At 50.8% G+C, this 23,329-nt stretch carries 26 protein-coding genes; 14 read left to right on the top strand and 12 right to left on the bottom strand.

What is annotated here, in order from left to right:
* Nucleotides 1–35: 35 nt before the first annotated feature.
* A complete protein-coding gene (locus ACO0LN_RS03765; protein ID WP_422971100.1) occupies nucleotides 36–728 on the top strand; it encodes a TorF family putative porin in 693 nt (230 codons plus the stop codon).
* Nucleotides 729–988: 260 nt separating this feature from the next.
* Nucleotides 989–2,062 (top strand): TIGR01841 family phasin, encoded by a 1,074-nt coding sequence (gene phaP / locus ACO0LN_RS03760; RefSeq protein WP_422971098.1) that lies wholly within the window; start codon nucleotides 989–991, stop codon nucleotides 2,060–2,062.
* An 87-nt stretch (nucleotides 2,063–2,149) separates the two neighbouring features.
* Here the strand turns inward: phaP and ACO0LN_RS03755 are convergent, their stop codons facing one another.
* Complete coding sequence (locus tag ACO0LN_RS03755; RefSeq protein ID WP_422971097.1) at nucleotides 2,150–3,181, bottom strand: AraC family transcriptional regulator ligand-binding domain-containing protein; 1,032 nt, start codon at nucleotides 3,179–3,181, stop codon at nucleotides 2,150–2,152.
* A gap of 180 nt (nucleotides 3,182–3,361) precedes the next feature.
* On the opposite strand from ACO0LN_RS03755, the gene fabF reads away from it, so the two are divergent.
* On the top strand, nucleotides 3,362–4,630 hold the full coding sequence (gene fabF, locus ACO0LN_RS03750) for a beta-ketoacyl-ACP synthase II (protein WP_422971095.1): 1,269 nt from the start codon (nucleotides 3,362–3,364) through the stop codon (nucleotides 4,628–4,630).
* Nucleotides 4,631–4,788: 158 nt separating this feature from the next.
* A complete protein-coding gene (locus ACO0LN_RS03745; protein WP_422971093.1) occupies nucleotides 4,789–5,538 on the top strand; it encodes a hypothetical protein in 750 nt (249 codons plus the stop codon).
* Nucleotides 5,539–5,558: 20 nt separating this feature from the next.
* Here the strand turns inward: ACO0LN_RS03745 and ACO0LN_RS03740 are convergent, their stop codons facing one another.
* From ACO0LN_RS03740 to ACO0LN_RS03730, 3 genes are all read right to left on the bottom strand, one after another.
* Nucleotides 5,559–6,089 carry a GNAT family N-acetyltransferase gene (locus ACO0LN_RS03740; protein WP_422971092.1) on the bottom strand — a complete coding sequence of 177 codons (531 nt, stop codon included), beginning with the start codon at nucleotides 6,087–6,089 and terminating at the stop codon, nucleotides 5,559–5,561.
* Nucleotides 6,090–6,205: 116 nt separating this feature from the next.
* On the bottom strand, nucleotides 6,206–7,051 hold the full coding sequence (locus ACO0LN_RS03735) for a PA4780 family RIO1-like protein kinase (protein WP_422971090.1): 846 nt from the start codon (nucleotides 7,049–7,051) through the stop codon (nucleotides 6,206–6,208).
* 13 nt (nucleotides 7,052–7,064) lie between these two features.
* Complete coding sequence (locus ACO0LN_RS03730) at nucleotides 7,065–7,322, bottom strand: hypothetical protein (protein ID WP_422953521.1); 258 nt, start codon at nucleotides 7,320–7,322, stop codon at nucleotides 7,065–7,067.
* A 294-nt stretch (nucleotides 7,323–7,616) separates the two neighbouring features.
* On the opposite strand from ACO0LN_RS03730, the gene ACO0LN_RS03725 reads away from it, so the two are divergent.
* From ACO0LN_RS03725 to ACO0LN_RS03685, 9 genes are all read left to right on the top strand, one after another.
* On the top strand, nucleotides 7,617–8,453 hold the full coding sequence (locus tag ACO0LN_RS03725; RefSeq protein WP_422971088.1) for a hypothetical protein: 837 nt from the start codon (nucleotides 7,617–7,619) through the stop codon (nucleotides 8,451–8,453).
* 23 nt (nucleotides 8,454–8,476) lie between these two features.
* A complete protein-coding gene (locus ACO0LN_RS03720) occupies nucleotides 8,477–9,409 on the top strand; it encodes a fused MFS/spermidine synthase (RefSeq protein ID WP_422971086.1) in 933 nt (310 codons plus the stop codon).
* Between the two features lie 62 nt (nucleotides 9,410–9,471).
* Complete coding sequence (locus tag ACO0LN_RS03715; RefSeq protein ID WP_422971084.1) at nucleotides 9,472–10,242, top strand: DUF1223 domain-containing protein; 771 nt, start codon at nucleotides 9,472–9,474, stop codon at nucleotides 10,240–10,242.
* Between the two features lie 130 nt (nucleotides 10,243–10,372).
* Nucleotides 10,373–10,819 carry a DUF2214 family protein gene (locus tag ACO0LN_RS03710; protein WP_162059591.1) on the top strand — a complete coding sequence of 149 codons (447 nt, stop codon included), beginning with the start codon at nucleotides 10,373–10,375 and terminating at the stop codon, nucleotides 10,817–10,819.
* 125 nt (nucleotides 10,820–10,944) lie between these two features.
* Nucleotides 10,945–11,316, top strand: a complete 372-nt coding sequence (locus tag ACO0LN_RS03705) for a hypothetical protein (protein ID WP_422971082.1) — start codon at nucleotides 10,945–10,947, stop codon at nucleotides 11,314–11,316.
* Between the two features lie 201 nt (nucleotides 11,317–11,517).
* Nucleotides 11,518–11,877 (top strand): LiaI-LiaF-like domain-containing protein, encoded by a 360-nt coding sequence (locus tag ACO0LN_RS03700; RefSeq protein ID WP_162042092.1) that lies wholly within the window; start codon nucleotides 11,518–11,520, stop codon nucleotides 11,875–11,877.
* 48 nt (nucleotides 11,878–11,925) lie between these two features.
* Nucleotides 11,926–12,612, top strand: a complete 687-nt coding sequence (locus ACO0LN_RS03695) for a LiaI-LiaF-like domain-containing protein (protein WP_422971080.1) — start codon at nucleotides 11,926–11,928, stop codon at nucleotides 12,610–12,612.
* 12 nt (nucleotides 12,613–12,624) lie between these two features.
* A complete protein-coding gene (locus tag ACO0LN_RS03690; RefSeq protein ID WP_422971078.1) occupies nucleotides 12,625–13,692 on the top strand; it encodes a sensor histidine kinase in 1,068 nt (355 codons plus the stop codon).
* Between the two features lie 12 nt (nucleotides 13,693–13,704).
* Nucleotides 13,705–14,478 (top strand): LytR/AlgR family response regulator transcription factor, encoded by a 774-nt coding sequence (locus tag ACO0LN_RS03685; RefSeq protein WP_422971076.1) that lies wholly within the window; start codon nucleotides 13,705–13,707, stop codon nucleotides 14,476–14,478.
* Nucleotides 14,479–14,488: 10 nt separating this feature from the next.
* Here the strand turns inward: ACO0LN_RS03685 and ACO0LN_RS03680 are convergent, their stop codons facing one another.
* Nucleotides 14,489–15,346 (bottom strand): HDOD domain-containing protein, encoded by an 858-nt coding sequence (locus ACO0LN_RS03680; protein WP_422971074.1) that lies wholly within the window; start codon nucleotides 15,344–15,346, stop codon nucleotides 14,489–14,491.
* 248 nt (nucleotides 15,347–15,594) lie between these two features.
* Here ACO0LN_RS03680 and ACO0LN_RS03675 point away from each other — a divergent pair, with 248 nt between their 5' ends.
* On the top strand, nucleotides 15,595–15,870 hold the full coding sequence (locus tag ACO0LN_RS03675; RefSeq protein ID WP_422953501.1) for a hypothetical protein: 276 nt from the start codon (nucleotides 15,595–15,597) through the stop codon (nucleotides 15,868–15,870).
* Nucleotides 15,871–15,917: 47 nt separating this feature from the next.
* Here ACO0LN_RS03675 and ACO0LN_RS03670 read toward each other — a convergent pair whose 3' ends face one another.
* The 7 genes from ACO0LN_RS03670 to ACO0LN_RS03640 form a co-directional block, all read right to left on the bottom strand.
* On the bottom strand, nucleotides 15,918–16,490 hold the full coding sequence (locus tag ACO0LN_RS03670; protein WP_422971072.1) for a winged helix DNA-binding protein: 573 nt from the start codon (nucleotides 16,488–16,490) through the stop codon (nucleotides 15,918–15,920).
* A 163-nt stretch (nucleotides 16,491–16,653) separates the two neighbouring features.
* Complete coding sequence (locus ACO0LN_RS03665) at nucleotides 16,654–18,300, bottom strand: methyl-accepting chemotaxis protein (RefSeq protein WP_422971070.1); 1,647 nt, start codon at nucleotides 18,298–18,300, stop codon at nucleotides 16,654–16,656.
* Nucleotides 18,301–18,401: 101 nt separating this feature from the next.
* Nucleotides 18,402–19,106 carry an ABC transporter ATP-binding protein gene (locus ACO0LN_RS03660; RefSeq protein WP_422971068.1) on the bottom strand — a complete coding sequence of 235 codons (705 nt, stop codon included), beginning with the start codon at nucleotides 19,104–19,106 and terminating at the stop codon, nucleotides 18,402–18,404.
* Nucleotides 19,106–19,819: an ABC transporter ATP-binding protein gene (locus tag ACO0LN_RS03655; protein ID WP_422971066.1), complete on the bottom strand. Its 714-nt coding sequence runs from the start codon at nucleotides 19,817–19,819 to the stop codon at nucleotides 19,106–19,108. Before ACO0LN_RS03655 ends, ACO0LN_RS03660 begins: the two co-directional genes overlap by 1 nt.
* Nucleotides 19,816–20,886: a branched-chain amino acid ABC transporter permease gene (locus ACO0LN_RS03650; protein WP_422971064.1), complete on the bottom strand. Its 1,071-nt coding sequence runs from the start codon at nucleotides 20,884–20,886 to the stop codon at nucleotides 19,816–19,818. Before ACO0LN_RS03650 ends, ACO0LN_RS03655 begins: the two co-directional genes overlap by 4 nt.
* Before the next feature lie 20 nt (nucleotides 20,887–20,906).
* A complete protein-coding gene (locus ACO0LN_RS03645) occupies nucleotides 20,907–21,773 on the bottom strand; it encodes a branched-chain amino acid ABC transporter permease (protein WP_162059600.1) in 867 nt (288 codons plus the stop codon).
* 151 nt (nucleotides 21,774–21,924) lie between these two features.
* The gene (locus ACO0LN_RS03640) at nucleotides 21,925–23,202 is read right to left on the bottom strand and encodes an ABC transporter substrate-binding protein (protein ID WP_422971062.1); all 1,278 of its coding nucleotides are present in this window, start codon (nucleotides 23,200–23,202) and stop codon (nucleotides 21,925–21,927) included.
* Nucleotides 23,203–23,329: the final 127 nt, after the last annotated feature.

The following is a 23,329-nucleotide window of genomic DNA, read 5'->3' as shown; positions in this document are numbered from 1 at the left end:
TGTTATATCCCATGTATCTTCATTAAGGAATGGTATTGCTTAAATTTTGTGTGATCCTGGTCTTTTCCATCTTTGCTGTTGCTGGCAAGGCATGCGCACAAGTCAGTGGCAGTATCACACTTGCTTCCGACTATAGTTACCGCGGTATATCGTTGAGTAATGAGCAGCCAGTGGCGCAATTAAACCTGGTCTATGATGCGCCAGACGGCTGGTATGCAGGAGCTTTCGGTTCAAAAGTTAAACTGAATGGTAATAGCAGTGACGGTGAACAAATCTTGCTGTATTCGGGGTTTTCCCAGCGCCTGCGCTCAGGCTTGATCTGGGAGGCTGGTGCTACTGCGGCACTTTTCCCTAAATCTACCGACCTTAATTACGGCGAAGTGTTTACCGGTCTGATGTTCAATAATCTCAATGCCAGGATTTATTACTCTCCCAATTACATAGGACTTAATAGCAAGACCCTGTATCTGGAAGCCAATGCAGACTACCAGTTACAAGAGCGTCTGGATCTGTTTTCCCACATAGGCTGGCTGGTTTATCCAGACGGTAAAGTCGGGCAGGTCAACCGCAACCGCGTGGATGTGCGCATAGGGGTAGGCAGCAATTTCTCTTCCTGGAAGTTGCAACTGGCTTGTGGCATCACCAGACCACAGTACAGTTACAGCACAGGAAAGTACCAGAGCAACTCCCGCAACAGCCTGGTATTCAGCGCCAGCTATTTATTCTGACGGATTTGCCGTTTTTGCTATTAAGTAAAGCAGTCTAGCCCAGACTATCAGCGCCCATTGATTTTTCTTCAATACAGCAATATTTCACCAGCAGATATTGCGATGCAAAAATAATGCTTACAAATTAAGCAGGCTAGCGCTAAAATGCGTTATTAACAAATAATGCTGCATTGCGCCATTTTTTAAAGCCATTTAAAACAGAATATCGTTTTAAAGACTTTTAGCTTATTGCCGCCTCATCCCACACTCTGGAGAGTTTCATGTCTTTGCTTACTGAACAATTATCATCTGCTGCCCAGAATCAATTGGCGAAACAAATTGCCGTTTTTCAGGCCTGGTCACAACTGGCCTTTGGCGGTCTGGAAAAACTGATCACCCTGAATTTCAATACTGCCAAACAATCACTGGAAAATGCAAATAGCGTGACCCATGAACTGTTTGCGGTCAAACAAGCGCAAGAATTGCTGGACTTGAGCCGCTCCCAAGCTCAGCCACAACTGGAAAAAATCCTGTCCTATGGCCGCGAACTGGCCGCCATCAGCATCGATACCCGCACTGAATTGTGGCAAATCGTCAGCAAGCAAGGCGCTGCTGAAATAGTCACTACAGTTGCCGTTGCTACGCCAGCTCTTAAAGCCGCGCCTGCCGCAGTTACAAAACCAGTAGTTACAAAACCAGCAGTTACAAAACCAGCGGTCAAAAAACTCGCTGCCAAACCTATTGCAGCGACCAAGCAATTGACTTTACTGGCTGAGCCAGAAGTCAAACCGGCAAAAGCACCAGCGAAGCCGAAAGCTGTTGCCAACAAGGTGGCAGAAAAGCCAGTAGCCAAAGTCGCGGCTAAAGCAGATGTAAAACCGGCTGTAGCGAAACCATCTGAAGTCAAGCCAGAAACGGCCAAACCAGCAGTGGCAAAATCAAGCAAAGCAGCCAAAACTGAAGCTGCAAAAAAACCTTTGAAAACCAGCACAACAACAGTTGAAGCTGCACCAGCGCCCCTTCCAGTCGTCACACCGGCAGAACCATTGCCAGCAGCAACGACATCTACCATAGAAAAAACTTTGGACAAGAAAACTACCCCGGCTAGAAAGCCAGCAGCAAAAACTGAAGCTACAGAAACTACCGCAGCAACTAAAGTAGCAACTAAAGCAGATAACAAACCTGCAGACAGCAAACCTGCCGCCAGTACTGAGAAAAAATCTGCTGTGAAATTTCCATTTCCAGCTACATCAAATTTGAAGAAGGCACCTGGCTTTCCAGCCAATAACGGCAAACCAGCCTACAAGGCAAAATCCAGCGCCGCCACAGGTGCCAAGAAGCCAGTTCGTCAGTAATTAAAACAGGCAATAAAATAAGCCGCAGTGCTGATCAGCTTTAATCAGCACTGCGGCTTTATCACATCTGCGGACTGTCCCTATCCCTTATTCACCCTGACGGCTGCCCTTGCGATAATCAGAAGGGCTACTGCCAGTCCAATGTTTGAATGCGCGGCAAAAACCAGTGGCATCGAAAAAGCCAAGATCAAAAGCCAGCGCTGCGACTCCCACGTTTGAATTTGTCAGTCTATGGACTGCAATATCCCGGCGCAGCCCATCTTTCACCGCCTGAAAATGCGTTCCTTCTTCTGCAAATCGACGGTTCAGTGTACGCACGGAAGTGTTCAATGCCCTTGCGAGATCCTGTATCGTCACAGGCTGTGCAATGTGCAGCTCAAGATACTCGCGCGTTTTGGCTACAATCGACGCACGATGAAATGCACTGAAGGTCCAGTCTTCCGGTGCACGTTTCAGGAATGCCCATAGCTCGTGCTTTTCGCGTGTGAATAGTTCGGCACAGTCCTGGTATGAAAAGTAAATGCTGGTCATGCCAGCATCGAAGCTAATCTCGCCTGGATACAGGAAGGCATAGTCATCCGCATGCCTGGGCCTGGCGAAACTGAACTCGACACGGTGCAGGTTGATCTCCCTGCCCAGCAGCCAGGATGCGATGCCGTGTATCAGCTTCATCATCAACTCATGCCCGAGTGGCGTGACCTGCGTACCAGGTGTTCTTTCTGCCAGAGCCAGTCTTACCAGATTATTTTTGGTTGAAATCTGCAGCCGGTAATCGTCCAACAGCAAATTCCAAAAGCGGACAAACCGATTCAAGGCGACCAGTACGGTTGGCGCATCCAGCAGGCTGAGCATCAGGTATTTCAGCGTGCCAGTGCGGATAGGCCGTGACCACAGCCCCAACATCTCGTCATCAAGTGTCGCGGCGACTGTCCTGTATAGCGCGACGTACTGTTGACGCGTCAGACGTGCATCCTGCTGATGGAGAAGAGATTGCGGGATAGCAGCGCTCGCCAGTACATGCGCTGCCACTTTTTCCCCATGCTGGGTGCGCACGAAGTGCAACATGCCATGCAGGAAGTGGGCCGAAACAGTAAGAGTGCTTTGCCAGGATAACGCCATAGTTCTTTCATTATGGCGCATTTTGCATATTCATTGGCGTAATGTGCCGATTTTTTATCTATCATCACCCTATACTTATTCATGATTTCAACAACGACCTTGGTGTGCGTTTAGCCGCTGCATGGCGTATTTTGCCTATCGCTGTCTGCGCATTTTCACCGATCAAAACAGGAGCATGATGTGAATACAAGACGAATTGTCGTGACAGGCATGGGTATGGTGTCGCCGCTGGGCTGTGGTATCGAAACTGTATGGCAGCGCCTCTTGAATGGGCATTCAGGCTTGGCTTTACTGCCTGAAGAAGTCACTGAAGGGATAGCAGCCAAAGTTGCTGGCGTCGTACCCGACTTGTCGCCAGACCGCCCATGGGGATTCGACCCTGCCCTCTCCGTGGAACCCAAGGACCACAAGAAAATGGACAGGTTCAGCCTGTTTGCCCTGGACGCAGCGCAGGAGGCCCTGAACCAAGCGCGCTGGCAACCCGGCACCGACAGTGAGCGCGAAAGAACTGCCACCATCGTCGGTTCAGGCGTGGGCGGGTTCGGCGCTATTGTTGATGCAGTGAGAACCACTGATGGTCGTGGGCCAAAACGGCTTTCGCCTTTTACCGTCCCGAGTTTTCTGGCCAATATGGCAGCTGGGCACATCTCCATACGCCATGGCTTTCGTGGCCCATTAGGCGCACCTGTAACCGCCTGCGCGGCCAGCGCGCAGGCGATTGGCGACGCAGCACGCCTGATACGTGCTGGTGAGGCCGACATTGCCTTGTGTGGCGGGGCCGAGGCCTGCATTGACCGTGTCAGCTTTGGCGCATTCGCTGCCGCAAGAACCATGTCCACCAGCTTTAATGAGCATCCCACGCAGGCATCGCGCCCCTTCGATATCGAGCGTGACGGCTTTGTCATGGGAGAAGGAGCAGGCATGCTGGTCATTGAAGAACTCGAACATGCCTTGCGCCGTGGTGCCACGCCGATTGCAGAACTGTTGGGCTATGGCACCAGCGCTGACGCGTATCACATGACGTCTCCCCCCGCTGACGGCGACGGTGGCCGACGCGCCATGGAACTGGCGATACGGCAAGCCGGGCTAGTGCCCGGACAGATAGGGCATTTGAACGCCCACGCAACATCAACACCAGTCGGCGACATCAGTGAGCTGGCCGCCATCAAGGCGATATTCGGAACAGGTCGCGGCCCTGCCGTATCTGCCACCAAATCCTCAACAGGACATTTGCTCGGCGCAGCAGGTGGTGTGGAAGCGATCTTCACTGTGCTTGCCTTGCGTGATCAGATGGCACCTCCGACATTGAACCTTGCACAGCCAGATCCTGCCTCCGAGGGCATAGAGATAGTCACTGGTACGGCCCGCAAAATAGCTACGGACTATGCCATCTCCAATGGCTTCGGTTTTGGTGGTGTCAATGCCAGCCTGGTATTTCGTCGATTTTGATTTTTATGGAGGGCTGGAAGAAGAGTTGACATGCAGGCATACATGAAAAATGTATCTCTAAAGCAAAAACCATACTTTTTCCTTATCATTTTGCTCTGAAATTGCCTTGCAGTGTCAGTTGATCGCTTAGAATGAATCAAACATCTGGCGATAATAAAATGAATCTTTACCAGTTAGCGGGCATGTTGTGCACGGCAGGCATATTTACAATCAGTCAAAGTGTGTATGCACAAGAACCTATCACAGTTGCCTGGCGTATCAAACCGCCGCATCAATACCTGGAAAATGGTGTGGAAAAAGGCGTATTGCTTGAGCGTGCCAAACAGGTCTTCAGCAATGCGCAAATCCCGCACCGTTTTGTCGAAGAACCGGCAAAACGTATCTGGAGTAATTTTTCCGGCGGTACCAAGAATTATTGCTCATTCGGCTGGTACCGTATCCCGGAGAGAGAAGCCCTGGTGCAGTTTTCAGAAGTATTTCATACTGACCCGCCGCATACCCTGCTGGTCAGTCCGGCTGCGACCAAACAAGTGGCTGCGCACCGTTCACTGAAGTCCCTGATGTCCGACCCCAGTCTGACGCTGGGCATAGTCGATGCAGTGTCATATGGCCCTGAACTGGATACCATGTTCACGACCACTAAAAACAAGGTCGAACGCAGTACTACCCTGCCCATGATCATGGCACGCATGGTAGCCGCCAACCGCGCATCCTATATGCTGATAGACAGGGAAGACTGGGAATACCTGAAGGACAAGGAAGAAAGCCTGAGTCAGACCACGCAAATGGATTTACAAGGCATGCCTGCAGGCTTGAACCGCTATATCGTGTGCAGCAAGGATGTCAGTGCCGAGCAAATGCGCAAGATCAATACAGCTTTGCTCAGGATTTATCCGGTAAGGAAATGAAGTTTGATGAGCTATGCTGGCTAAACCAGTTTTTCCCAATCTTCTCTGAGCAAAGCATACATCGCGATATCCCTATGCTTTCCGTGAGTGAAAAGAGCACCACGGGCAATACCCTCTTTCTCGAAGCCGCAATTAATTGCCACTTTTTCTGAAGCGACATTATCAACGTTCATGTGAATTTCCAAACGATTGATGAGCAGCGTGCTGAACAGATAATTCCTGAGCAACTTGACGGCCTCGGTCATAATGCCTTTTCCTCGCAGGTTCTTGACGAACATGCCATAACCGATTTCGCGGGAATTGAAATACGGTACCGTCTTGAAATGAAAAACACGGCCTATCATCTTGCCGTCTTCATCGATGATTAAAAACGTCTCCGACTGCTCTTTGGAACGCGATTCATCGTCAAATTTTTTCTCTGCCGCACCTGGCAATAGCAATTCCTGAGATAAGAAATCACCCTTGGCATCGGGGTGATTCATCATATCCGTCAGCGTCATGACATCTTCTTTTCTGACGTGGCGAAGGTGAAAACAACTTCCTTTAATCATGCGCATCTCCCTTTACTAAACCATTGCATTTGTTGACCAATGTCAAGGATGGACAAGGATCAGGGGCAAGAGTTCCTGTCAAGTCAGGAAATTATCGCTCAAAAACATGCAAAGGATTACATCTCCAGCAAACGCCTTTGCCGTTCTTTTTCTTCAAAGATGGCGGACTCGATCTCTTCCATGACAGCACCCAGATCAACCGGACGAGTGTCTTGTGCAACGATGCCGGTCAATACCGTTTCTGGTGTCAGCAAGCCTGCGGTATATAGCTTCCAGATTTCCTTGCCAAACTTTGTACCATTGAGCTCAGGTGCAAACTGGCCAAAATAGGTCGCCAGATTGTTCACATCGCGTTCCAGCATGACGCCTGCTTCGGTATTGCTGGCGGCATCTATCGCCTGCGGCAGATCGATAATCACCGGTCCATCTTCATCGACGAGGATATTGAATTCAGACAAATCGCCATGAATGACACCGGCGCATAACATCAGCACAACCTGATGCAATAACTGGGCATGGTATTGGCGTGCCAGCTCTGGCGTCAATTCCACATCGTTGAGGCGGGGCGCGGCATTGCCGTCGGCATCTGTCACCAGGTCCATCAACAATACGCCTTCATGGCAGATATACGGCCTGGGAACTTTGACACCGGCGGCAGCGAGACGATACAGGGCATCGACTTCGGCGTTTTGCCAGACTTCTTCCTGCATCTTGCGACCATAGCGCGTGCCTTTTTCCATGGCGCGGGCCTGGCGGCTATTCTTGACCTTGCGGCCTTCCTGGTAAGACGCAGCATTTTTAAAACTGCGCTGGCTGGCTTCTTTATAGACCTTGGCACAACGAATTTCTTCGCCACAGCGCACGACATATACTGTGGCTTCCTTGCCGCTCATGAGCTGGCGCATGACTTCGTCGATCAAACCTTCTTCCTGCAGGGGCTGCAGTCGTTTTGGTGTTTTCATCCGGTCAGCGTGCTCAGGCTTTGCGTGGCTTGCCGCCAGTTTTTACCAGTTTGACTGGTGCATGGCCGCGCGATTTGTTGCGCATGTCGTAGATAGTCTTGGCATCCTGCTCTGCCCGCTCTTGCGTGCGCATTTCAGGAACATCGTCATGCTTGCTAAAAAATTCAGCTGCCTGGGCACGCATCACGTGCTTGATGGCTTCATCATCGCTGAGGTCAAATCTCTCTGTCATTAAAGTCGTGACTTCATCCAGATATTCTTCATAGGTCATCATGCTGGTTTTTCCTGTCTGTCATGAAGTGCGTTTGGAAATTGCGGCTGTGAATGCATTGCATCCATGGCAATTTTTGCAACGAATATGGTCTATAAAATAAGCGTACTTATTGGTGTACTCATTGGGCGTACTCATTGGGCGTACTCCATATTGCTCATTGAGTACATTACGCCTGAAAGATTACGCCGAAAGACCGGTATTGTACACGTGCTACCCGCTGACAACGGTGTTGCGCCTGTTCTCGGCTACAATGCCGCCTTCCCTGAAAAATTCCAGCCTGGATATTATTGTATGAGTATCATCATCCATGAGGCCTTGCGCGCCTATATAGACCCCCTGACCGAGCATGAATTCACTGCTCTGGAACGCAGTATCCTCACTGAAGGCTGCCGTGATGCCCTGGTATGCTGGGGTGAAATACTGATAGATGGGCATAACCGCTATGCGATTTGCCAGCGCCATAATCTGCCCTACAATATTGTTCAAAACGACAACTTCAGCAACATCGAAGACGTGCAATTGTGGATGATAGACAATCATCTGGGACGTCGCAGCGTCACCGACTTCCAGCGCGGCATGCTGGCCTTGCGTAAAAAGGAAATCGTGCTGGCACGCATGAAGGCGCAGGAGGAGCAGGCTCCGTCAGCAAATGCTGAGAGCGAAGTCGCCGTCCCCATCGTCAAACCCACGCAAAGCCGCCAGGAAATCGCCCGTCTGGCAGGCATCAGCAGTAATGCCGTGGTACAGATAGAAAAAATTCAGAAAGCCGCAGCACCTGAGTTAGTGCAGGCCGTACGCGATGGCACTATCTCCATCAGTGCAGCCGCAGCGATTGCGTCCCTGTCCAATGAAGATCAGGTCGCCGCTGTAGCAGGTGGCCGCAAGGAATTGCAACAAGCTGCCCGCCAGGTAAGGGAAAAAGTGCGTGAGCAAAAAGCCCCGGCCAAGCCAGTTGCCGCCGAAGCCAGCGCACCGGCTGCTATGGAAGGCAGGCAAGACAGTACCAGCAGTAATGTCAGCAATGCGGATGAGCTCAACAGCCTGCGCCAGCAAGTCTTGCATCTGCAAACTGAAAACAGTGAATTGCTGAGCCAGATTGCAGCACTGAAGGCCCAACTGGCAGGTTGAACGGAAACTTAAAGGTGGCGGATATGAAAAAACCCCGGCAAAGCTTGTCCAGCCTGTTCCTGAAGCAGGTGCCTGCGGCTGAGCGCGAACATTTCCGCCATCTCGAAGAGATACAAAAAACGCACGAGGGCCGCTCCTTTCATGTCGATGATGGCAATCTGCGCATCATGTACCTGAACCCCAAGTGCATGCAAAGCGCGATGAAGCTGGATGCGCCGGATGAACTGGTGTGCGCCTACTCACGCACGGTCATGGGCCTGCTCATGTTCCATCCGCAGCCTCGCCATATCCTGCTGATAGGTCTGGGCGGTGGCTCACTGGTCAAGTACTGCTATCACCATCTGCCAGAATGCCGCATCACTGTGCTGGAAATCAATGCCGACGTCATCGCCATGCGTGAGCTATTCATGCTGCCACCGGATGATGAACGCCTGCAAGTCATCCATTGCGATGCAGTGACCCACTTGCAGGACAATACTTACGATGCCGATGTCTTGCTGCTGGACGCCTATGATGAAAATGGCCTGGTAGCAGACTTGAATACGGCAGAGTTTTATGCGATCTGCCATGCCAATCTGGTCGCAAATGGCATCATGGTTGCCAATGTCTGGGGCAAACCCAGTGCCCTGGCTGGCATGCTCAGCCGCTTGCGCCAGCAGTTTGCACGCCAGGTCAGCTGGACGCGCTCACCTGACAGCTATAATCTGATTGTGTATGCCAGCAAGGGTGCATTGAATCAGGCCGATGAGCATGCGATAAAGACTTTGTCAGACCGGCATCCATCCTTACAATTTTCTGCATTGCAGGACAAGCTGCTCAGCCTGCCCTTGTCTGCCGATTTCGCTGATCCAGAAGAGGAACTGGCAGCACTCAAACTAAGCCTGTCAACCATCATGGTGCCAGACGCCAATGTCCCGCAAAACTATGCAGACTGGAAAAAACAGGCTGCCCAATAAAAAGCATGTAAGGAAACCCGACAAGCGACGACCAATGAATATCCACCCACTGAGGATAGTTCATGAAAGCCTTGCTCTTATTTGGCGTTTTTTCCTGTGCAGTCAGAAATATGCAAGCCGCAGAAATCTGTAGTAAATCCAGCCCTGCACACACCGTTGCCCTGCTTGAGTTGTATACCTCTGAGGGTTGCGACAGTTGCCCACCTGCCGATAAAACCGTCAGCCACCTGTATCAAAGCACGGGTTTGAACAGTGAACAAGTCATTCCCGTTTCCCTGCATGTTGATTATTGGGATTACCTGGGCTGGAAAGATGTATTTGCCAAAAAGACTTATACCGACAGACAAAGGGCTTTGGCTGATCTTGCGAATAGCCGCACTGTCTATACGCCAGAAATATTCATCGCTGGTAAGGAACTTCGTAGCTGGCGCAATGGCATGGCAGATGACATACGCCGTATCAATCAACAAGCTGCCACGGCATCATTGCGTCTGGGCATAGAAAAACTGGCAGATAACAAGCTGTTTTTCACTCTGCAAGGCAATAGCACGCAAGATGCAAAGCTGCATTTTGCCCTGCTTGAACAAGGCCTGGTGAGCAAGATACAGGCAGGCGAAAACCGGGGTGCCACTTTACAGCATGACTTTGTCGCCAGGGAATGGGGTGATGCTTACCCACTCGCCGCTGGCAAGCCGGCAAGCTTTGCCGCCCGACTGAGTGTACCTGCCAATGCCAAACGCAAGAACCTGACGCTACTGGCGTTTGCCCAGGGCAAACAAGGCAATATCCTGCAGGCGCTTAGCATGCCGCTATGTGAGGCCCTGCAGCAATAACACTGCTCACGCCAGGTTTTTGATAGCTGGCGACAAAATTCAAAGGCTTGGTCTTATTTTTTAAGCAAGCAAGGCATAAATGGCTTAGACTTTCTGCACTTTCCTGCCAGCCGCCAAAGGAGCCATCGCCGTGAATATACTCGTCGCTTTGCTGCATCATATCGCCGCCTTTACCCTGGTCAGCACGCTGCTGGCAGAACTTGTGCTGGTGCGTCAGCCGCTTACCGTGTCATCGGCTAAAAGCCTGCGCTTCATCGACAGCATTTATGGCCTGAGCGCCATGCTCATCATCGTGCTGGGTGTCTTGCGTGTGATGTACTTTGAAAAAGGCCAGGATTACTATCTGCATAGCCATGCCTTCATGCTCAAGATGACTGCCTTCATCGTTGTTGGGCTGTTATCCATCTACCCTACTGTGGTATTCCTGCGCTGGGGCAAGGCGGTAAAACAAAATCAGTTGCCGGTATTTCCTGATGCTCAGGCCAGTACCATACAGACCATATTGAAACTGGAACTGGCTGGGGTCATCTTCATTCTTGCTGGCGCGGTACTCATGGCCAAGGGTTACAGTATGTAAAACGGCATGGTTTTGATGAACAAAGGCGACAAGAAAAGTTGTGTAAATGCCTGATTTCTGGCAATCTTTCCACATCATATAGTGCTGCCATCGCGCGTGGCGGCACAATTATCCGGGACATTGCCATGTATGACGAAAACGACTTTACCGCCGTATCCAAATTCCTGAAGCTGGGCATTAAAATCACTTTCAAAAACCCCATGGGGCAAAACCCGTCCTTTCAATCGACCTTTCCCACGCCCAAGGGGGCAACAGTCACCCTGGATGAAAAAAGCCTCTACGATGTAGAGCGCAAACTGCGTGCCCTGATAGGCAGCGATGTACCGGTCAAGACCAAGCTGGCACCATTTACCTATCTGGGGACGAATTTCCGTGGTTTGCTGTACTGTACCAAGGGGTCCAATGAATACATAGTGCAGGAGACGCACGACCTGTTTGGCACGGAATCAAAACGCATAGTACGTACTGCTGAACACTTCATACAACTCTTGAGCTGACGCCTGCCATACCATGATGGCGCTGTCCTGGACCATTGATACAGCACTTTAATTAATCCAGCTCTATTCTCACTGGTGTTTCGTTAATCACCGACGAAAGCCGTCATTCGCCGAAAGGAGCGCGACAAGCGACTTTGCTTTGGGTATCTTGATCTCACAGAACAAAAACACAGAAGTTTTTGATGATAGAAAGGTCAAGATATGTCTGCAAATTCTGAAACCCAGCGCCACAGCAAAGGCAATTTGTTTTTCGGCCTTACCCTGATAGTTGCAGGTAGCGTCTTTTTAATGGACCGCCTGGACGTCATCCATGCGCTTGATTACTGGTTCTTGCTGCCAGCCATGATCGCCATAGGCGGCCTGGTGGATATCATCAGCCCCGGCAAGCCCGAGCATATTGCCAAAGGCTGCTTCAGCCTGGTTTTTGCCTTGTGGCTGTACGTATCGATAGAACAATTATGGGGATGGAACTTCCGCACCAGTTGGCCTTTGCTGTTGATTGCCTTTGGCATACAGCATCTGGTTGGTGGTTTACTGGCGGCCAGGGACACGCAAAAATAAATATCTACATTATCGTCAACGAATGTTCACCAATACCGGATCAATATCATGAAAAACAATAACCCTCAAGGCCGCATCCTGATCGGGGGCATGCTCCTGATTTTTGGCGCGCTGGCCCTGCTAGACAATCTGAATCTGTTCAACGTACGAGAAGTTTTTCACTTCTGGCCCATGGTCTTCATCTTCGTCGGTGCATTGAAGATTTCAAAAAGCGATACTACTGCGGGCTACATCATAGGCTGCGGCTTTATTGGCCTGGGTGCTTTGCTGATCCTGCATCACATGGGTGTCATTTATTTCCGCATGCGTGACTGGTGGCCGGTATTCATGATTTTTGCCGGCCTCATGGTTATTTTCAAGGGCAAGATAGGCGATCAGGAAAAACTGATCAACAATGGCACTAACCAGGATGCGATCTGTAATATCGTTGCTGTCATGAGTGGCAACAAGCTGCAAAACAGCTCGCAGGAGTTTCGCGGTGGTGAAATCAATTGCATCATGGGTGGCGTGGAACTGGATTTGCGTGCTGCATCGATACAGTCAGAAGCAACCCTGAATGTATTTGCCATGTGGGGCGGCATCGTCCTCAAGATACCAAATGACTGGACCGTGGTTTCACATGGCTCACCCATACTCGGTGGCTTTGATGACAAGACCGTACCGCCCATGCTGAATGCGAAGAAGCTTTACATCAAGGGTTATGCCGTCATGGGTGGCGTTGAAATCATCAACTGAAGATAAAGATCCATGCACCCTATTCTGTCAGACCGCCGCCGTTTCCTGGTCTATCTCATTGCCTGGATGATGACAGGGGTGCTGATCGCCAGGTTGCTGGTGGCGGCTGATCTGGCAAACTGGTCATTTGCCCTGTTATTCTCTTTACCTTTGGCCCTGTTTGGCAGCTTCCTGACTTCTTCAGCCTATTTTGTCTGTCGTTCACTGCCGTTCAATCGCCGCAGCTTCAGCCTGGCTGCGCTGGTGTTTGCCAGTGCAGCGCTGATTTCTGGCCTTAGCTGGCTGGGACTGTGCTATGGATGGAACCGGGTATTGGTATTGGCATCAGATGATGTCGAAGTGCTGCATCTCAGCAGTCATCTGCTGGTGCTGTTTTTTATCACAGGCTTTGCAGTTTACCTGCTGGCCCTGCTGGCATTTGATGTGTATATCGCCTTCGACAATATACGTGAGGCAGAAAGACGGGAAGCTGCCTCGCGGCTATTGGCACGAGATGCTGAACTACAGGTCTTGCGCTCGCAAATTGACCCGCACTTCCTGTTTAACAGCCTCAATTCCATCAGTGCCCTGACAGCGATTGATGCTACTGCAGCACGAACGATGACGATAGCCCTTGCTGACTTTTTCCGGCAAACCCTGGCGATTGCCGAGAAAGAAAAAATCAGCCTCAAGGATGAATTGCTCCTGTGCGAAAACTTTCTGGCGGTAGAAAAAATCCGCTTTGGCAAAAAGCTGGGTACAGAGTTTGAAGTCACGGAAGAAGCAGAAAGCGCCCTGATCCCACCCATGATACTGCAGCCCTTGCTGGAAAATGCCATCAAGCATGGCATACGTAATTTACCCAAGGGTGGCCTGATTAAGGTGACGATATTCCAGCGCGAAGGCTGGCTGCATATTGCCGTAGAAAACCCCGTCAGCGCTGAGCCAGGCAATAGTACGGGCAATGGACTGGGCCTGGTCAATCTGCGCCAGCGTTTTTTTGCCTTGTATGGCGAACAGGCACGTGTCAGCTGGCAACGTGGAGATGAAAAGTTTACGCTGGAAATGGCTTTACCTTTTGAACCCAACAATCATCTATAAGCATGAGCAAGTATGAATAAGCGCTTACAAGTCCTGATCGTCGATGACGAAGAACTGGCCCGCAGATTATCACTGGAATATTTGCGTGCCCATCCTGACCTCGACGTCATAGGTGAATGCGAAACCGGGCTGGAAGCTGTCGATGCCATCAACAAACTCAATCCCGACCTGGTCTTGCTGGATATACAGATGCCGCAATTATCAGGGCTGGAAGTGCTGGAACTGACAGGCAGGCGCAGCGGCGTGATCTTCACGACGGCCTATGATCAATATGCGCTGAAAGCCTTTGACCTGCATGCGGTTGATTATTTATTGAAACCATACTCCCAGCAGCGTTTTGACGAAGCACTGGGCAAGGCCCGTAAGCTGCTGACGCAGGAAACTTCCGCCAGCTCACTCACCTCGCCTACCTCATCAAGCACGCAAGCCCTGGAAACTTTGCTGGCCCAGCAAAGCGAAAAACTGCAACGCCTGCTGATACGTGACCGAGGCCAGGTGCATGTCGTGCCGCTGGATAGCATAGATTATGTCGAAGCCCAGGATGACTATATCCTTATCCATGCAGCGGGAAAGTCGTATATGAAGACCCAGAGCCTGTCTGAACTTGAAGCCCAGCTTGATGCCAGCAAATTTGTGCGGGTACACCGTTCTTTCCTGGTACAGATCAATGCTGTACAGTCAATTGAAAAAACCAGCAAGGACAGCCAGGTTGCCATCCTCAAAAGCGGCGCCCAGGTAGCTGTCAGCCGGGCTGGCAATGAACGTCTGCGTGCCCTGCTGATTTAGGGCCTGGCGCTTAGTTGATCGCCTTCAATACCAGGGCCAGTTCCGTCCTGGTTTCCTGCATCAGGGCCTCAATATTGTCTTTATCAATATTCAGCAATTTGAAACTGGCAGGTACGGTATTCCAGTCCAGCGTGTCTATACTTTCATTGACAAAATGGGCGTCCAGAAAATCTGCCACTGCCACAATATCGATCAAACCAACTTTGTGGGTAGGGCCAGGCTGATGGTCACGATGATCCATGACAGCGACACGGATATCGTCAGAAATTTCCCAGTCTTCCAGTATAGCGCTGCCTATGCTGGCATGCCAGTGGTCGATCAAATCCCATAACACCTGCTCAGACTTGAACAATTCCTGGTAATGGTTAGCGCGGTTCAGGATATAGAACTTGCCTATATCATGCAGCAAGCCAGCCAGCATGGCCTTGTCGGCACTGAGGCGGGTATATGTCCTGGCTATCACCATTGCAAGAGCTGCCACCCGCAAACTGCGCCGCCAGAGACCATCCATCTGGGCTGACAGGCTGCCATTGTATTTATTTTCGGCCAGTTGCTTCATGCCTATGGAGATGGCGAGATTGCGTACTGCAGAAAATCCCAGCAAATTCGTGGCGGCGCGCAAATCACTGATTTTTCTTCCCTGGGCATTAAAACTGGCTGAATTACTCAGGTGCAAAACCTTGGCAGACAAGACAGGCTCAGTACCTATGATGCGTGTCACCATATCAGTAGAGATATCAGCCTGGCTCAACGCTTTCCTGATCTTCATGGTTGCCCCCAAAGACGTGGGAAATACCAGCTTTTTGGCAGACAATTCCGCAGTAAAAGCTTCAAGGAAAGCGAATTCAGTATTTTTTTGGTCTGTCATGATAGCAATAAGGATGCTGACGATTTTTTATTGTACCTTGCGAAACCTGTTTACGCAGGCTTGGCAAAGTCTGCTTACATGAATTATCAATTGCACTTACTGACCTCTATCCTTTTCACAGGCTCTAGCCACCTTTTAATCCCATATTCACGCATTTCGTCGCAAAGCCGGTGCATGGCAGATGGTGAAGGCGTAATCTGTATTCATTGCAACAAGATATTGAAAAACAGAAAACAAAGGGAAATGACATGAAATCTGCTCAAACCGAACAATTATTCACACTGATGCGCCAGGCTGCCCATGAATTCTTTTATCTTTGTCGCAAGGCATTTCTGGCGATGATGGCCTTGCCTCTGCCGCATTTGCTGGTGATCTGCATGGTGATTGCAGTCGCCCTGATGATATTGCCGCTGGCCCTGAGTATCTTTATCGCTTTCATGATATTCAAACTCATCGTCATCTTGCTGGCGATTAACATCAACAAAAACCAGAAGCAGGCCAGGCAATTAAATCAGGAGCAGTAACAGGCAGGGCTGCCCCCATGACAGGAAACGCTGCATGGGGGCGGGATTTACAAGGACGTTGCAGCCCTGGCTGCCTGCTCGTACAAACCTGACAATACCCTCAGGAAGCGTGCGAGCTCGCTCAGCTCAAAACTCTCGGTACCATCACCCGTCAGTGCAGATACCAAAACCTGCTCACGGATTTCAGAATAACGACGGCAGATATCGCGGCCTGCTTCATTGGTCGAATACAGGATTTCCTTACCGCGTTTCTCTGTCTGCACCAGTTTCAGCGCTTGCAGTTTTTTCAATGAATAATTGACGATATGGGTATCTTCGATATTCAGGATGAAGGCGATGTCGGCCAGTTTTTTCTCACGCGCCCGGTGATTGATATGATGCAGCACCAATACATCAGTGATAGTCATGTCTTTCATGCCCACCGCAGCCATACACCTGACCGCCCAGCGGTTGAAGGCATTGCTGGCAATGATCATTCCAAACTCAAATTCACTCAATTCTGCACTCCTGCCCTCAGCCAGATGGGAAGAGGAGACGATAGGTACCCTGGGCGTAGCAGTAGTGGCAGTAGATGCAGCCGGACTAGGGGTGGCTTTTTTGACAGGCTTGGTCGTGGACATAATGATTCTTTAAAGATAAATTGAATAAAAGACTGGCGTAATTCATAGCCTGATTTTATCTTCTTTGAGAAAAAAGTCAGTCTTTTCGCGTTAATTTATCAATAAAAAATCGATGTTTTATGTTTTTATCCACAGCCCTCATACTTCGTCTGCCATATTCACCTTAGCTACGCAGCACTTTGCTATTGCTGGACATGCGCAATGCCGGTCTGGCATGTACCGGTATATCCACTGGTGCCGGTGTTGCCTGTATGGCTTTTTCCAGCTTGAAAACCGCCACCGTCTCCACCAGTAATTCAGCTTCATCCTGCATGCTCCTGGCCGCTGCAGCCGCCTGCTCGACCAGGGCCGCATTTTGCTGCGTCATCTGGTCCATCATGCTGATAGCCTGGTTGACCTGGACTATGCCGGTATTCTGTTCACGGCTGGCGGCACTGATTTCGCTGATGATCTCAGCTACATGCTGGACTGAGCTGACAATATCACGCATGGTCAGGCTGGCTTCATTGACGAGCTTGCCGCCAGCATCGACCTGCCCAACTGAGTCAGCAATCAGGGCCTTGATTTCTTTTGCCGCACTTGCCGACCTTTGTGACAGGTTGCGCACTTCAGCCGCCACCACCGCAAAACCGCGCCCGTTCTCCCCTGCACGCGCCGCCTCCACCGCAGCGTTCAGAGCCAGGATATTGGTTTGAAAAGCAATGCCGTCAATGACACCGATGATATCGACTATCTTGTTCGAACTGGCCTTGATCGCACCCATGGTCAGCTCCACCTGATCGATGACCTTGCCACCCTTGCCCGCATGCTGGTACGCCTTGCCCGCCAAATCATGCGCCTGAGCGGCGTTCTCTGCATTCTGGCCGACAGTCGCTGTCAGTTGCTCCATCGACGCCGCAGTTTCTTCCAGGCCAGATGCCTGCTGCTCGGTACGGTTGGACAAATCCATATTGCCATTGGCAATTTCGCGTGAGGCAAGACCGATATTTTCTGAACTCTTCCTGACCTGGCCTACGGTATTAATCAGACTCTGGCTCATCTGGTTCAGCGATGTCAGCAATTGACCTGTTTCATCATTGCTCCTGACTTCTATATCTGCCCGCAAATCGCCTCCTGCCACAGACTCGGCAAGCAGGATAGCCGCCTTCAGCGAAGCCGTAATCGCCCTGGTCGTCAAGATGGCGATCAACACTGCCACCAGGCCCGCGAAAGCCAGCAAGATGATCATTAACACTTGTGCCGCGCCGGATATGGACGCAGCATCGCTGCCGCTGCGTTCCATCTGGCTGGTTTGCAATGTCACCAGTTGATCAAGTGCGGCAAAATACTGATCCTGCAAAGGAGCGATCTCTGGCAAGACCAGGTCCTTGGCTTGCTCCACTTCATTATCTACCACCAGCTTGAGAAACTTGTCGAGCACAGGCTGATAACGCTGTTTCGCTGCCAGCACGGACTGCAGTAGCTTTTTCTCTTCGGCCGAGCTGGCTAGTTTGCGAAATTGTGCAAGATCAAGCTCTATCTGTTTGCCTGATTTATCGATGGCAGCCTGCTCAGGCTTTCTCTCATCGAGCGTCGAAAGCAACAAGAGATTACGCATGCTGCGGGCGATGTGGTCGAGGTCAGCCTTGATGCGATTGACAGTCGCCGTCTTGGGATAGACTTCCTTGACGACCAGATTCACACCCTGGTTCACCCGCCCCAGTTGCGTATATCCCGTCACCGTCAACGCCAGCATGAGCAAGATAACAAATGCAAAACCCAGGCCCAACTTGTGGCCTATATTCCAGTTCCTGATGTACTTGTTCAACATGGCTAACCCCTGATTCAAAACCTGCTAAATTCGCGGACGAGTCAGGCCAGCGGCAAGTGTGGGCACTTGCCGTCGATCTGCTTACTGCCATTTATCTGCTGTCAGACGCCCAGGTAGGCTTTCTTGACGTCTTCGTTGTTGAGCAGCTCTTGCCCCGTGCCCTGCATGACGATACGACCTGTCTGTATGACATAACCGTTATGCGCGATTGCCAGCGCCTTGTGCAGGTTTTGCTCGACCAGCAGTATCGACATACCCTGCTGATTGATCAGTTGTATGGTGTCAAGCACCTTGGTGACAAACTTGGGTGCGATACCCCACGATGGTTCGTCCAGCAAGAGCATCTTGGGCTTGGCCATCAGGCCACGGGCAATTGCCAACATCTGCTGCTCACCACCACTCATGGTGCCAGCAAGCTGGTAGCGCCTTTCCTTGAGAATGGGAAAGAGCGTGTACATGGTGTCGATGGATTCAGCCACTTCGTCGTCATCATGGCGGGTATAGGCACCCAGTTGCAAATTCCTTTCCACCGTCAGGCGGGCAAAGATGCGCCGTCCTTCCGGCACCAGCGACAAACCCAGCCCTACCCGTTTGCTGGCCGGGATTTTTTCCAGTGGCTTGCCGTCGAATACAATCTGGCCATCGTCTGCCGCGTTCAAGCCAGCAATCGCCCGTAAAGTAGTGGTCTTGCCGTTGCCATTGCCGCCGACCAGGGCAACGATCTTGCCCTTCTCTACATCGATATCGACTTTAGACAAGGCCAGCACGCCGTCATAACTGACTCTCAAATTTCTTACTTGCAGCATCATTCATCTCCCAGGTAAGCAGCGATCACTTTGGGATCGTTAGATACTTGTTCAGGACTGCCTTCGGCAATTTTCTTGCCATAATCAAGCACAACTATCGCATCAGCAATTGGCATGATGCCTTCCAGTACGTGCTCAACGATGAGGCAGGAAATACCTTCTTCACGGATTTTCAAGACCACATCTACCGTCTCTTTAACTTCTGTCGGGTTCAGGCCAGCCATGACTTCATCCATGAGCAACAGGCGTGGCCGGACGGCCAGTGCACGTGCTACCGCCAGGCGGCGCTGCTCGCTGATGGTCATGCTGCCTGCAGGCTTGTCCTTGAATTGGCCCAGGTTGACGAAATTCAGCAACTTGGTGGCACTTTGTCTGGAATCACCCACATTTTTGTTGATCAGGAAGGCACCAACCATGACGTTTTCCAGCGCTGTCATGCTGGTGAATGTGCGCGCCACCTGAAAGGTGCGGCCTATGCCGGCCCGTGCACATTGCTCGGGGCTCATACCGGATACCTTGATGTCATTCATCCAGATTTCACCGGTAGTTGGCGGCGAATAACCGGCGATGCAATTGAACATCGTGGTCTTGCCTGCACCGTTCGGGCCTATCAGGCCAACGATCTTGCCCGCGCCTACTTCAAATGAGACATCCTGGTTGGCGGTAATGCCGCCAAAGCGTTTGCTGACGCTTTCTACTCTTAACAAACTCATGCTGCCTCCCTTTTTGCCTCTTGTACATCCTGCTCTTTTTGTGCCTTGACTGCTTTTCTGCGTGCAAAAAATTGCTTGATCCAGCCCAACACACCGGTTGGGTAATACACGGCAATCACCACGATCAATGCCGCATAGATGACCAGATCAGTACCTCGACCAGAACCACCAAACAGGGCACGCGTACCTTCTTCAATGAAGGTCAGCACACCTGCACCGATGACCGGCCCCAGCAACGTACCCACGCCACCAAGGATGGACACCAGTGCCATCTTGATCGACAGACCGGTATGCAGGACTGAACCGGGGTCTATATACAATTCCTTCTGCGCATACAGGCTGCCACCAATCGCCGTAAAAAAACTGCTGACGGCAAAAGCAATTTGCTTGTAGCGGCTGAGGTTAATACCCAGGCTGCGCGCTGCATCTGGTTCATCCTTGATTGCCCGGAAGTAGTAACCGAGATAGCTGTGCTCTATCCAGTAATTCACCGCCAGCGTCACCAGCAAGAGACCGAGGGCGATGTAGTAATACGGTGCCTTGTCAGTAAATATCATGCTACCCCAGCCTTGCTGGTCCATCGGTATCGTCAGACCAACAGCAGCACCGGCATATTCCCAGTTCGTGAAAATGATCTGGATGATTTCAGCCACTGCGATAGTCGCCATGCCAAAGTAATGCCCGTTGAGGCGAAAGCATGACCAGCCTATGATGAGGCTGATTGCTGCTGCCAGTATGCCGCCACAGATCATGGCCACCCAGGCGTTGAGGCCAAACTGAGTCAGCAACAATGTTGATGTGTAAGCACCCAGCCCGTAAAAGGCAACATGGCCCAGCGAGACCTGGCCTGCATAACCACCAACGATATTCCAGGCCACACCCAGTTGTGCTGCCATCAAAATCAATATCGCCAGATTTTGATGCGACGGATCTTTGACCACCACGGGCACCAGCAATGCAGCAAACACGCACAGGGCCAGCAATATGTACTTGACCGAGGAGTTTCCATGTGAATCCGGGGCCAGCAATTCCTGCGCCGAGATCACGGTTTTGTCTTGTATGTTCATTTTGTACCTTCTCTTCTACGCTATTGCTTGCCCATCAACCCTTGCGGACGGAACATCAGTACCGCCAGGAACAAGGCCAGTACCAGTGCCAGCTTGTATTGCGGCCCGATGAGAAAACCGCCCATCACTTCAATGACACCAACGATGATCCCGGCAAACAAGGCACCAATCACGCTGCCAAAACCACCAAGGTTCACGACCACGAAAGCAATCAGGATGAAGTTCGCACCCACTTCCGGGAAGATAGGGAAAAAAGTTGATAACAATGCGCCCGCCACACCAGCACAGGCAGCACCTATACCCCAGGCCATGGCAAACATTTTTTGTGAATCTATACCCATCAGTTGCGCTGCTTCCTTGTCAGCCGCAGTGGCCTCCAGCGCCGCGCCAGCACGGGTCTTGGTCAGGAACAGGTAAATACCCATGGTCACCAGGATTGCTCCAACACCGGCAGTCACCTGCGGCATGCCCACCTGTATGCCGAATATCTGTACCGCACCAGAGACGACGGAATGATCAACCGTCCTGAAATCCGGCTTCCAGAAAAATTGTGCCAGGCCACGGAACAACATCATCAGACCAAAGGTCGTAAAAATCTGCGACAACATGGGTGCATTGGTGATTTTCTTGATGATGAGCTTGTACAACACTGTGCCAAGAGCAAACAGGAACAATGCCGTTAAAGGCAGGGTAAACATGGGGTCCAATGCAAAAAGCGAGTACATCCAGAAACTGGAGTACATGCCGAACATCAAAAACTCACCATGAGAAAAATTGACGATATCCATGACGCCAAAGATCAGCGTCAAACCTATCGCCACCAGCGCATAGATCAAACCGATCAGTATCCCTGACGCCAGGGTTTGAATAATAATTTCAAGAGACATTTTCTCCTCGCACTTCCTCTTATGTATAGCTATGTAAAACCGACCTCATGTATCGTCAGGTATCGTCAGATAGCGCCCGGCATTTTTTAACTTTCTGCTGCCCTTGCCCGGTAATAACCGGGCAAGTTTGCTTCATGTCTTGCTGAACATATTATTTACGTTGGTCCCACTTAGGCATAGGCCAGACCACGTCTTTAGTCGCCAGGTCAAAAGGCCATACGGTGTTGTATTTGCCATCAATGATCTGCACCAGGATGCCTGAACCCAAAACGTTCTGACCATGCTCGTCAAACTTCACACCCTTCCACGGCATGATCAGTTTATTGGCAGGGATATTGGTTTCTGTCAGTGCTTTACGGATGGCTTCTGGCTCGGTAGAACCGGCGCGGTTGATGGCATCGACCAGTGTCATCAAACCAGTAAAGGTGCGGGAGGAATTACCGGTAAAGTCAGCCTTGTATTTGCTGTTGTACAGGTCGTTGACTTGCTTGATCAGCGGATTATTTTTTGCCAGATCAGGCGACCAGACTTCGCGGGTGATGACGTAATCAGCGTCCTTGCCCAGGGTGCGGCGGAATTCTGTATCCGTAAAACCGGCATTGTTTGCCAAAATCATGTCAGGTGAAAAGCCCAGTTCTTTATAGGTTTTCATGGACATGATGGCGTCCCCCAAATAAGAAGACTGCATGACGACTTGCGGGCTAGCGGATTTCAATTGCTGTACTTCAGAAGTCAGTTGTGTACTTTTTGCTGGATAGACGATGGTCTTAACCAGGTTGTAGCCTTTTTCTGCCGCGAGCTTGGTTTCCAGCTTCGTGGTTTCGTTGCCCCACAAGGTATTTTCATTGAAGGTGGCAAGTTGTTTGACCTTGATACCTTTTTTGGCTTCCAGCTCTTTGAAGAAATCAAAGAAATTGTGGACGAAAAGATCATCATGGGCCGTGGTACGGAAGAACCATTTGAAGCCGCGTTGCGTCAGAGTAGAAGAGGAAGATTCAGGATTCACATAGGGGATTTTGTATTTCTCAGCCACCTGGCTGGAAGTCGCAGTCACATTACTGAAGTAAGCACCAACAACGGCGACTACTTTTTCCTGGGTGATCAGTCTCTCGGTTTCAGTGGCACCGATTTGCGGGTTGCCCTGATGGTCAGCAAACACCAGCTTGATTTTTGCGCCCTTCAAATTAGGTAATCCACCGCCAGCAGAGAATGGCAGGTTGGGCACACTTTTGGCACCGTTGTTGACGATGTCAGCAGCCAGTTCCAGCGCATTTTTCATTTCACTGCCAGACGATGCAGCCGCACCGGACAATGGATAGATAACGCCTATCTTGATTTCTTGCTGCGCATAGGCAGAGTAGCAAAAACTCAGACCCAGACTGGCCAGAAGACCGGCGCGGGCAATTTTTTTGATGGTATTTGTAAACATTATTAAACGCTCCAATTTAATTAAATGTAAGCCCTCTGCTAATACTTTGATGAGAGCCCTTTCCTATGCTGCTACTTCTGCCCTTGTCTGCACTTGCACAAACCTGCCCGAGCTTGCCAGCCAAAGA

The organism is Undibacterium sp. TC9W (assembly GCF_049339865.1).
GTDB lineage: Bacteria > Pseudomonadota > Gammaproteobacteria > Burkholderiales > Burkholderiaceae_D > Undibacterium.
Note: the sequence above shows the minus strand (reverse complement) of the source record. Positions and strands in the feature narration are given on the sequence as shown.

Excerpts from the sequence above, each read along its gene's own strand:
- phaP (WP_422971098.1), top strand. The coding sequence starts at position 989 with ATGTCTTTGCTTACTGAACAATTATCATCTGCTGCCCAGAATCAATTG.
- ACO0LN_RS03755 (WP_422971097.1), bottom strand. The coding sequence starts at position 3,181 with ATGGCGTTATCCTGGCAAAGCACTCTTACTGTTTCGGCCCACTTCCTG.
- ACO0LN_RS03745 (WP_422971093.1), top strand. The coding sequence starts at position 4,789 with ATGAATCTTTACCAGTTAGCGGGCATGTTGTGCACGGCAGGCATATTT.
- ACO0LN_RS03740 (WP_422971092.1), bottom strand. The coding sequence starts at position 6,089 with ATGATTAAAGGAAGTTGTTTTCACCTTCGCCACGTCAGAAAAGAAGAT.
- ACO0LN_RS03735 (WP_422971090.1), bottom strand. The coding sequence starts at position 7,051 with ATGAAAACACCAAAACGACTGCAGCCCCTGCAGGAAGAAGGTTTGATC.
- ACO0LN_RS03730 (WP_422953521.1), bottom strand. The coding sequence starts at position 7,322 with ATGACCTATGAAGAATATCTGGATGAAGTCACGACTTTAATGACAGAG.
- ACO0LN_RS03725 (WP_422971088.1), top strand. The coding sequence starts at position 7,617 with ATGAGTATCATCATCCATGAGGCCTTGCGCGCCTATATAGACCCCCTG.
- ACO0LN_RS03720 (WP_422971086.1), top strand. The coding sequence starts at position 8,477 with ATGAAAAAACCCCGGCAAAGCTTGTCCAGCCTGTTCCTGAAGCAGGTG.
- ACO0LN_RS03715 (WP_422971084.1), top strand. The coding sequence starts at position 9,472 with ATGAAAGCCTTGCTCTTATTTGGCGTTTTTTCCTGTGCAGTCAGAAAT.
- ACO0LN_RS03705 (WP_422971082.1), top strand. The coding sequence starts at position 10,945 with ATGTATGACGAAAACGACTTTACCGCCGTATCCAAATTCCTGAAGCTG.
- ACO0LN_RS03700 (WP_162042092.1), top strand. The coding sequence starts at position 11,518 with ATGTCTGCAAATTCTGAAACCCAGCGCCACAGCAAAGGCAATTTGTTT.
- ACO0LN_RS03695 (WP_422971080.1), top strand. The coding sequence starts at position 11,926 with ATGAAAAACAATAACCCTCAAGGCCGCATCCTGATCGGGGGCATGCTC.
- ACO0LN_RS03690 (WP_422971078.1), top strand. The coding sequence starts at position 12,625 with ATGCACCCTATTCTGTCAGACCGCCGCCGTTTCCTGGTCTATCTCATT.
- ACO0LN_RS03685 (WP_422971076.1), top strand. The coding sequence starts at position 13,705 with ATGAATAAGCGCTTACAAGTCCTGATCGTCGATGACGAAGAACTGGCC.
- ACO0LN_RS03680 (WP_422971074.1), bottom strand. The coding sequence starts at position 15,346 with ATGACAGACCAAAAAAATACTGAATTCGCTTTCCTTGAAGCTTTTACT.
- ACO0LN_RS03675 (WP_422953501.1), top strand. The coding sequence starts at position 15,595 with ATGAAATCTGCTCAAACCGAACAATTATTCACACTGATGCGCCAGGCT.
- ACO0LN_RS03670 (WP_422971072.1), bottom strand. The coding sequence starts at position 16,490 with ATGTCCACGACCAAGCCTGTCAAAAAAGCCACCCCTAGTCCGGCTGCA.
- ACO0LN_RS03665 (WP_422971070.1), bottom strand. The coding sequence starts at position 18,300 with ATGTTGAACAAGTACATCAGGAACTGGAATATAGGCCACAAGTTGGGC.
- ACO0LN_RS03660 (WP_422971068.1), bottom strand. The coding sequence starts at position 19,106 with ATGCTGCAAGTAAGAAATTTGAGAGTCAGTTATGACGGCGTGCTGGCC.
- ACO0LN_RS03655 (WP_422971066.1), bottom strand. The coding sequence starts at position 19,819 with ATGAGTTTGTTAAGAGTAGAAAGCGTCAGCAAACGCTTTGGCGGCATT.
- ACO0LN_RS03650 (WP_422971064.1), bottom strand. The coding sequence starts at position 20,886 with ATGAACATACAAGACAAAACCGTGATCTCGGCGCAGGAATTGCTGGCC.
- ACO0LN_RS03645 (WP_162059600.1), bottom strand. The coding sequence starts at position 21,773 with ATGTCTCTTGAAATTATTATTCAAACCCTGGCGTCAGGGATACTGATC.
- ACO0LN_RS03640 (WP_422971062.1), bottom strand. The coding sequence starts at position 23,202 with ATGTTTACAAATACCATCAAAAAAATTGCCCGCGCCGGTCTTCTGGCC.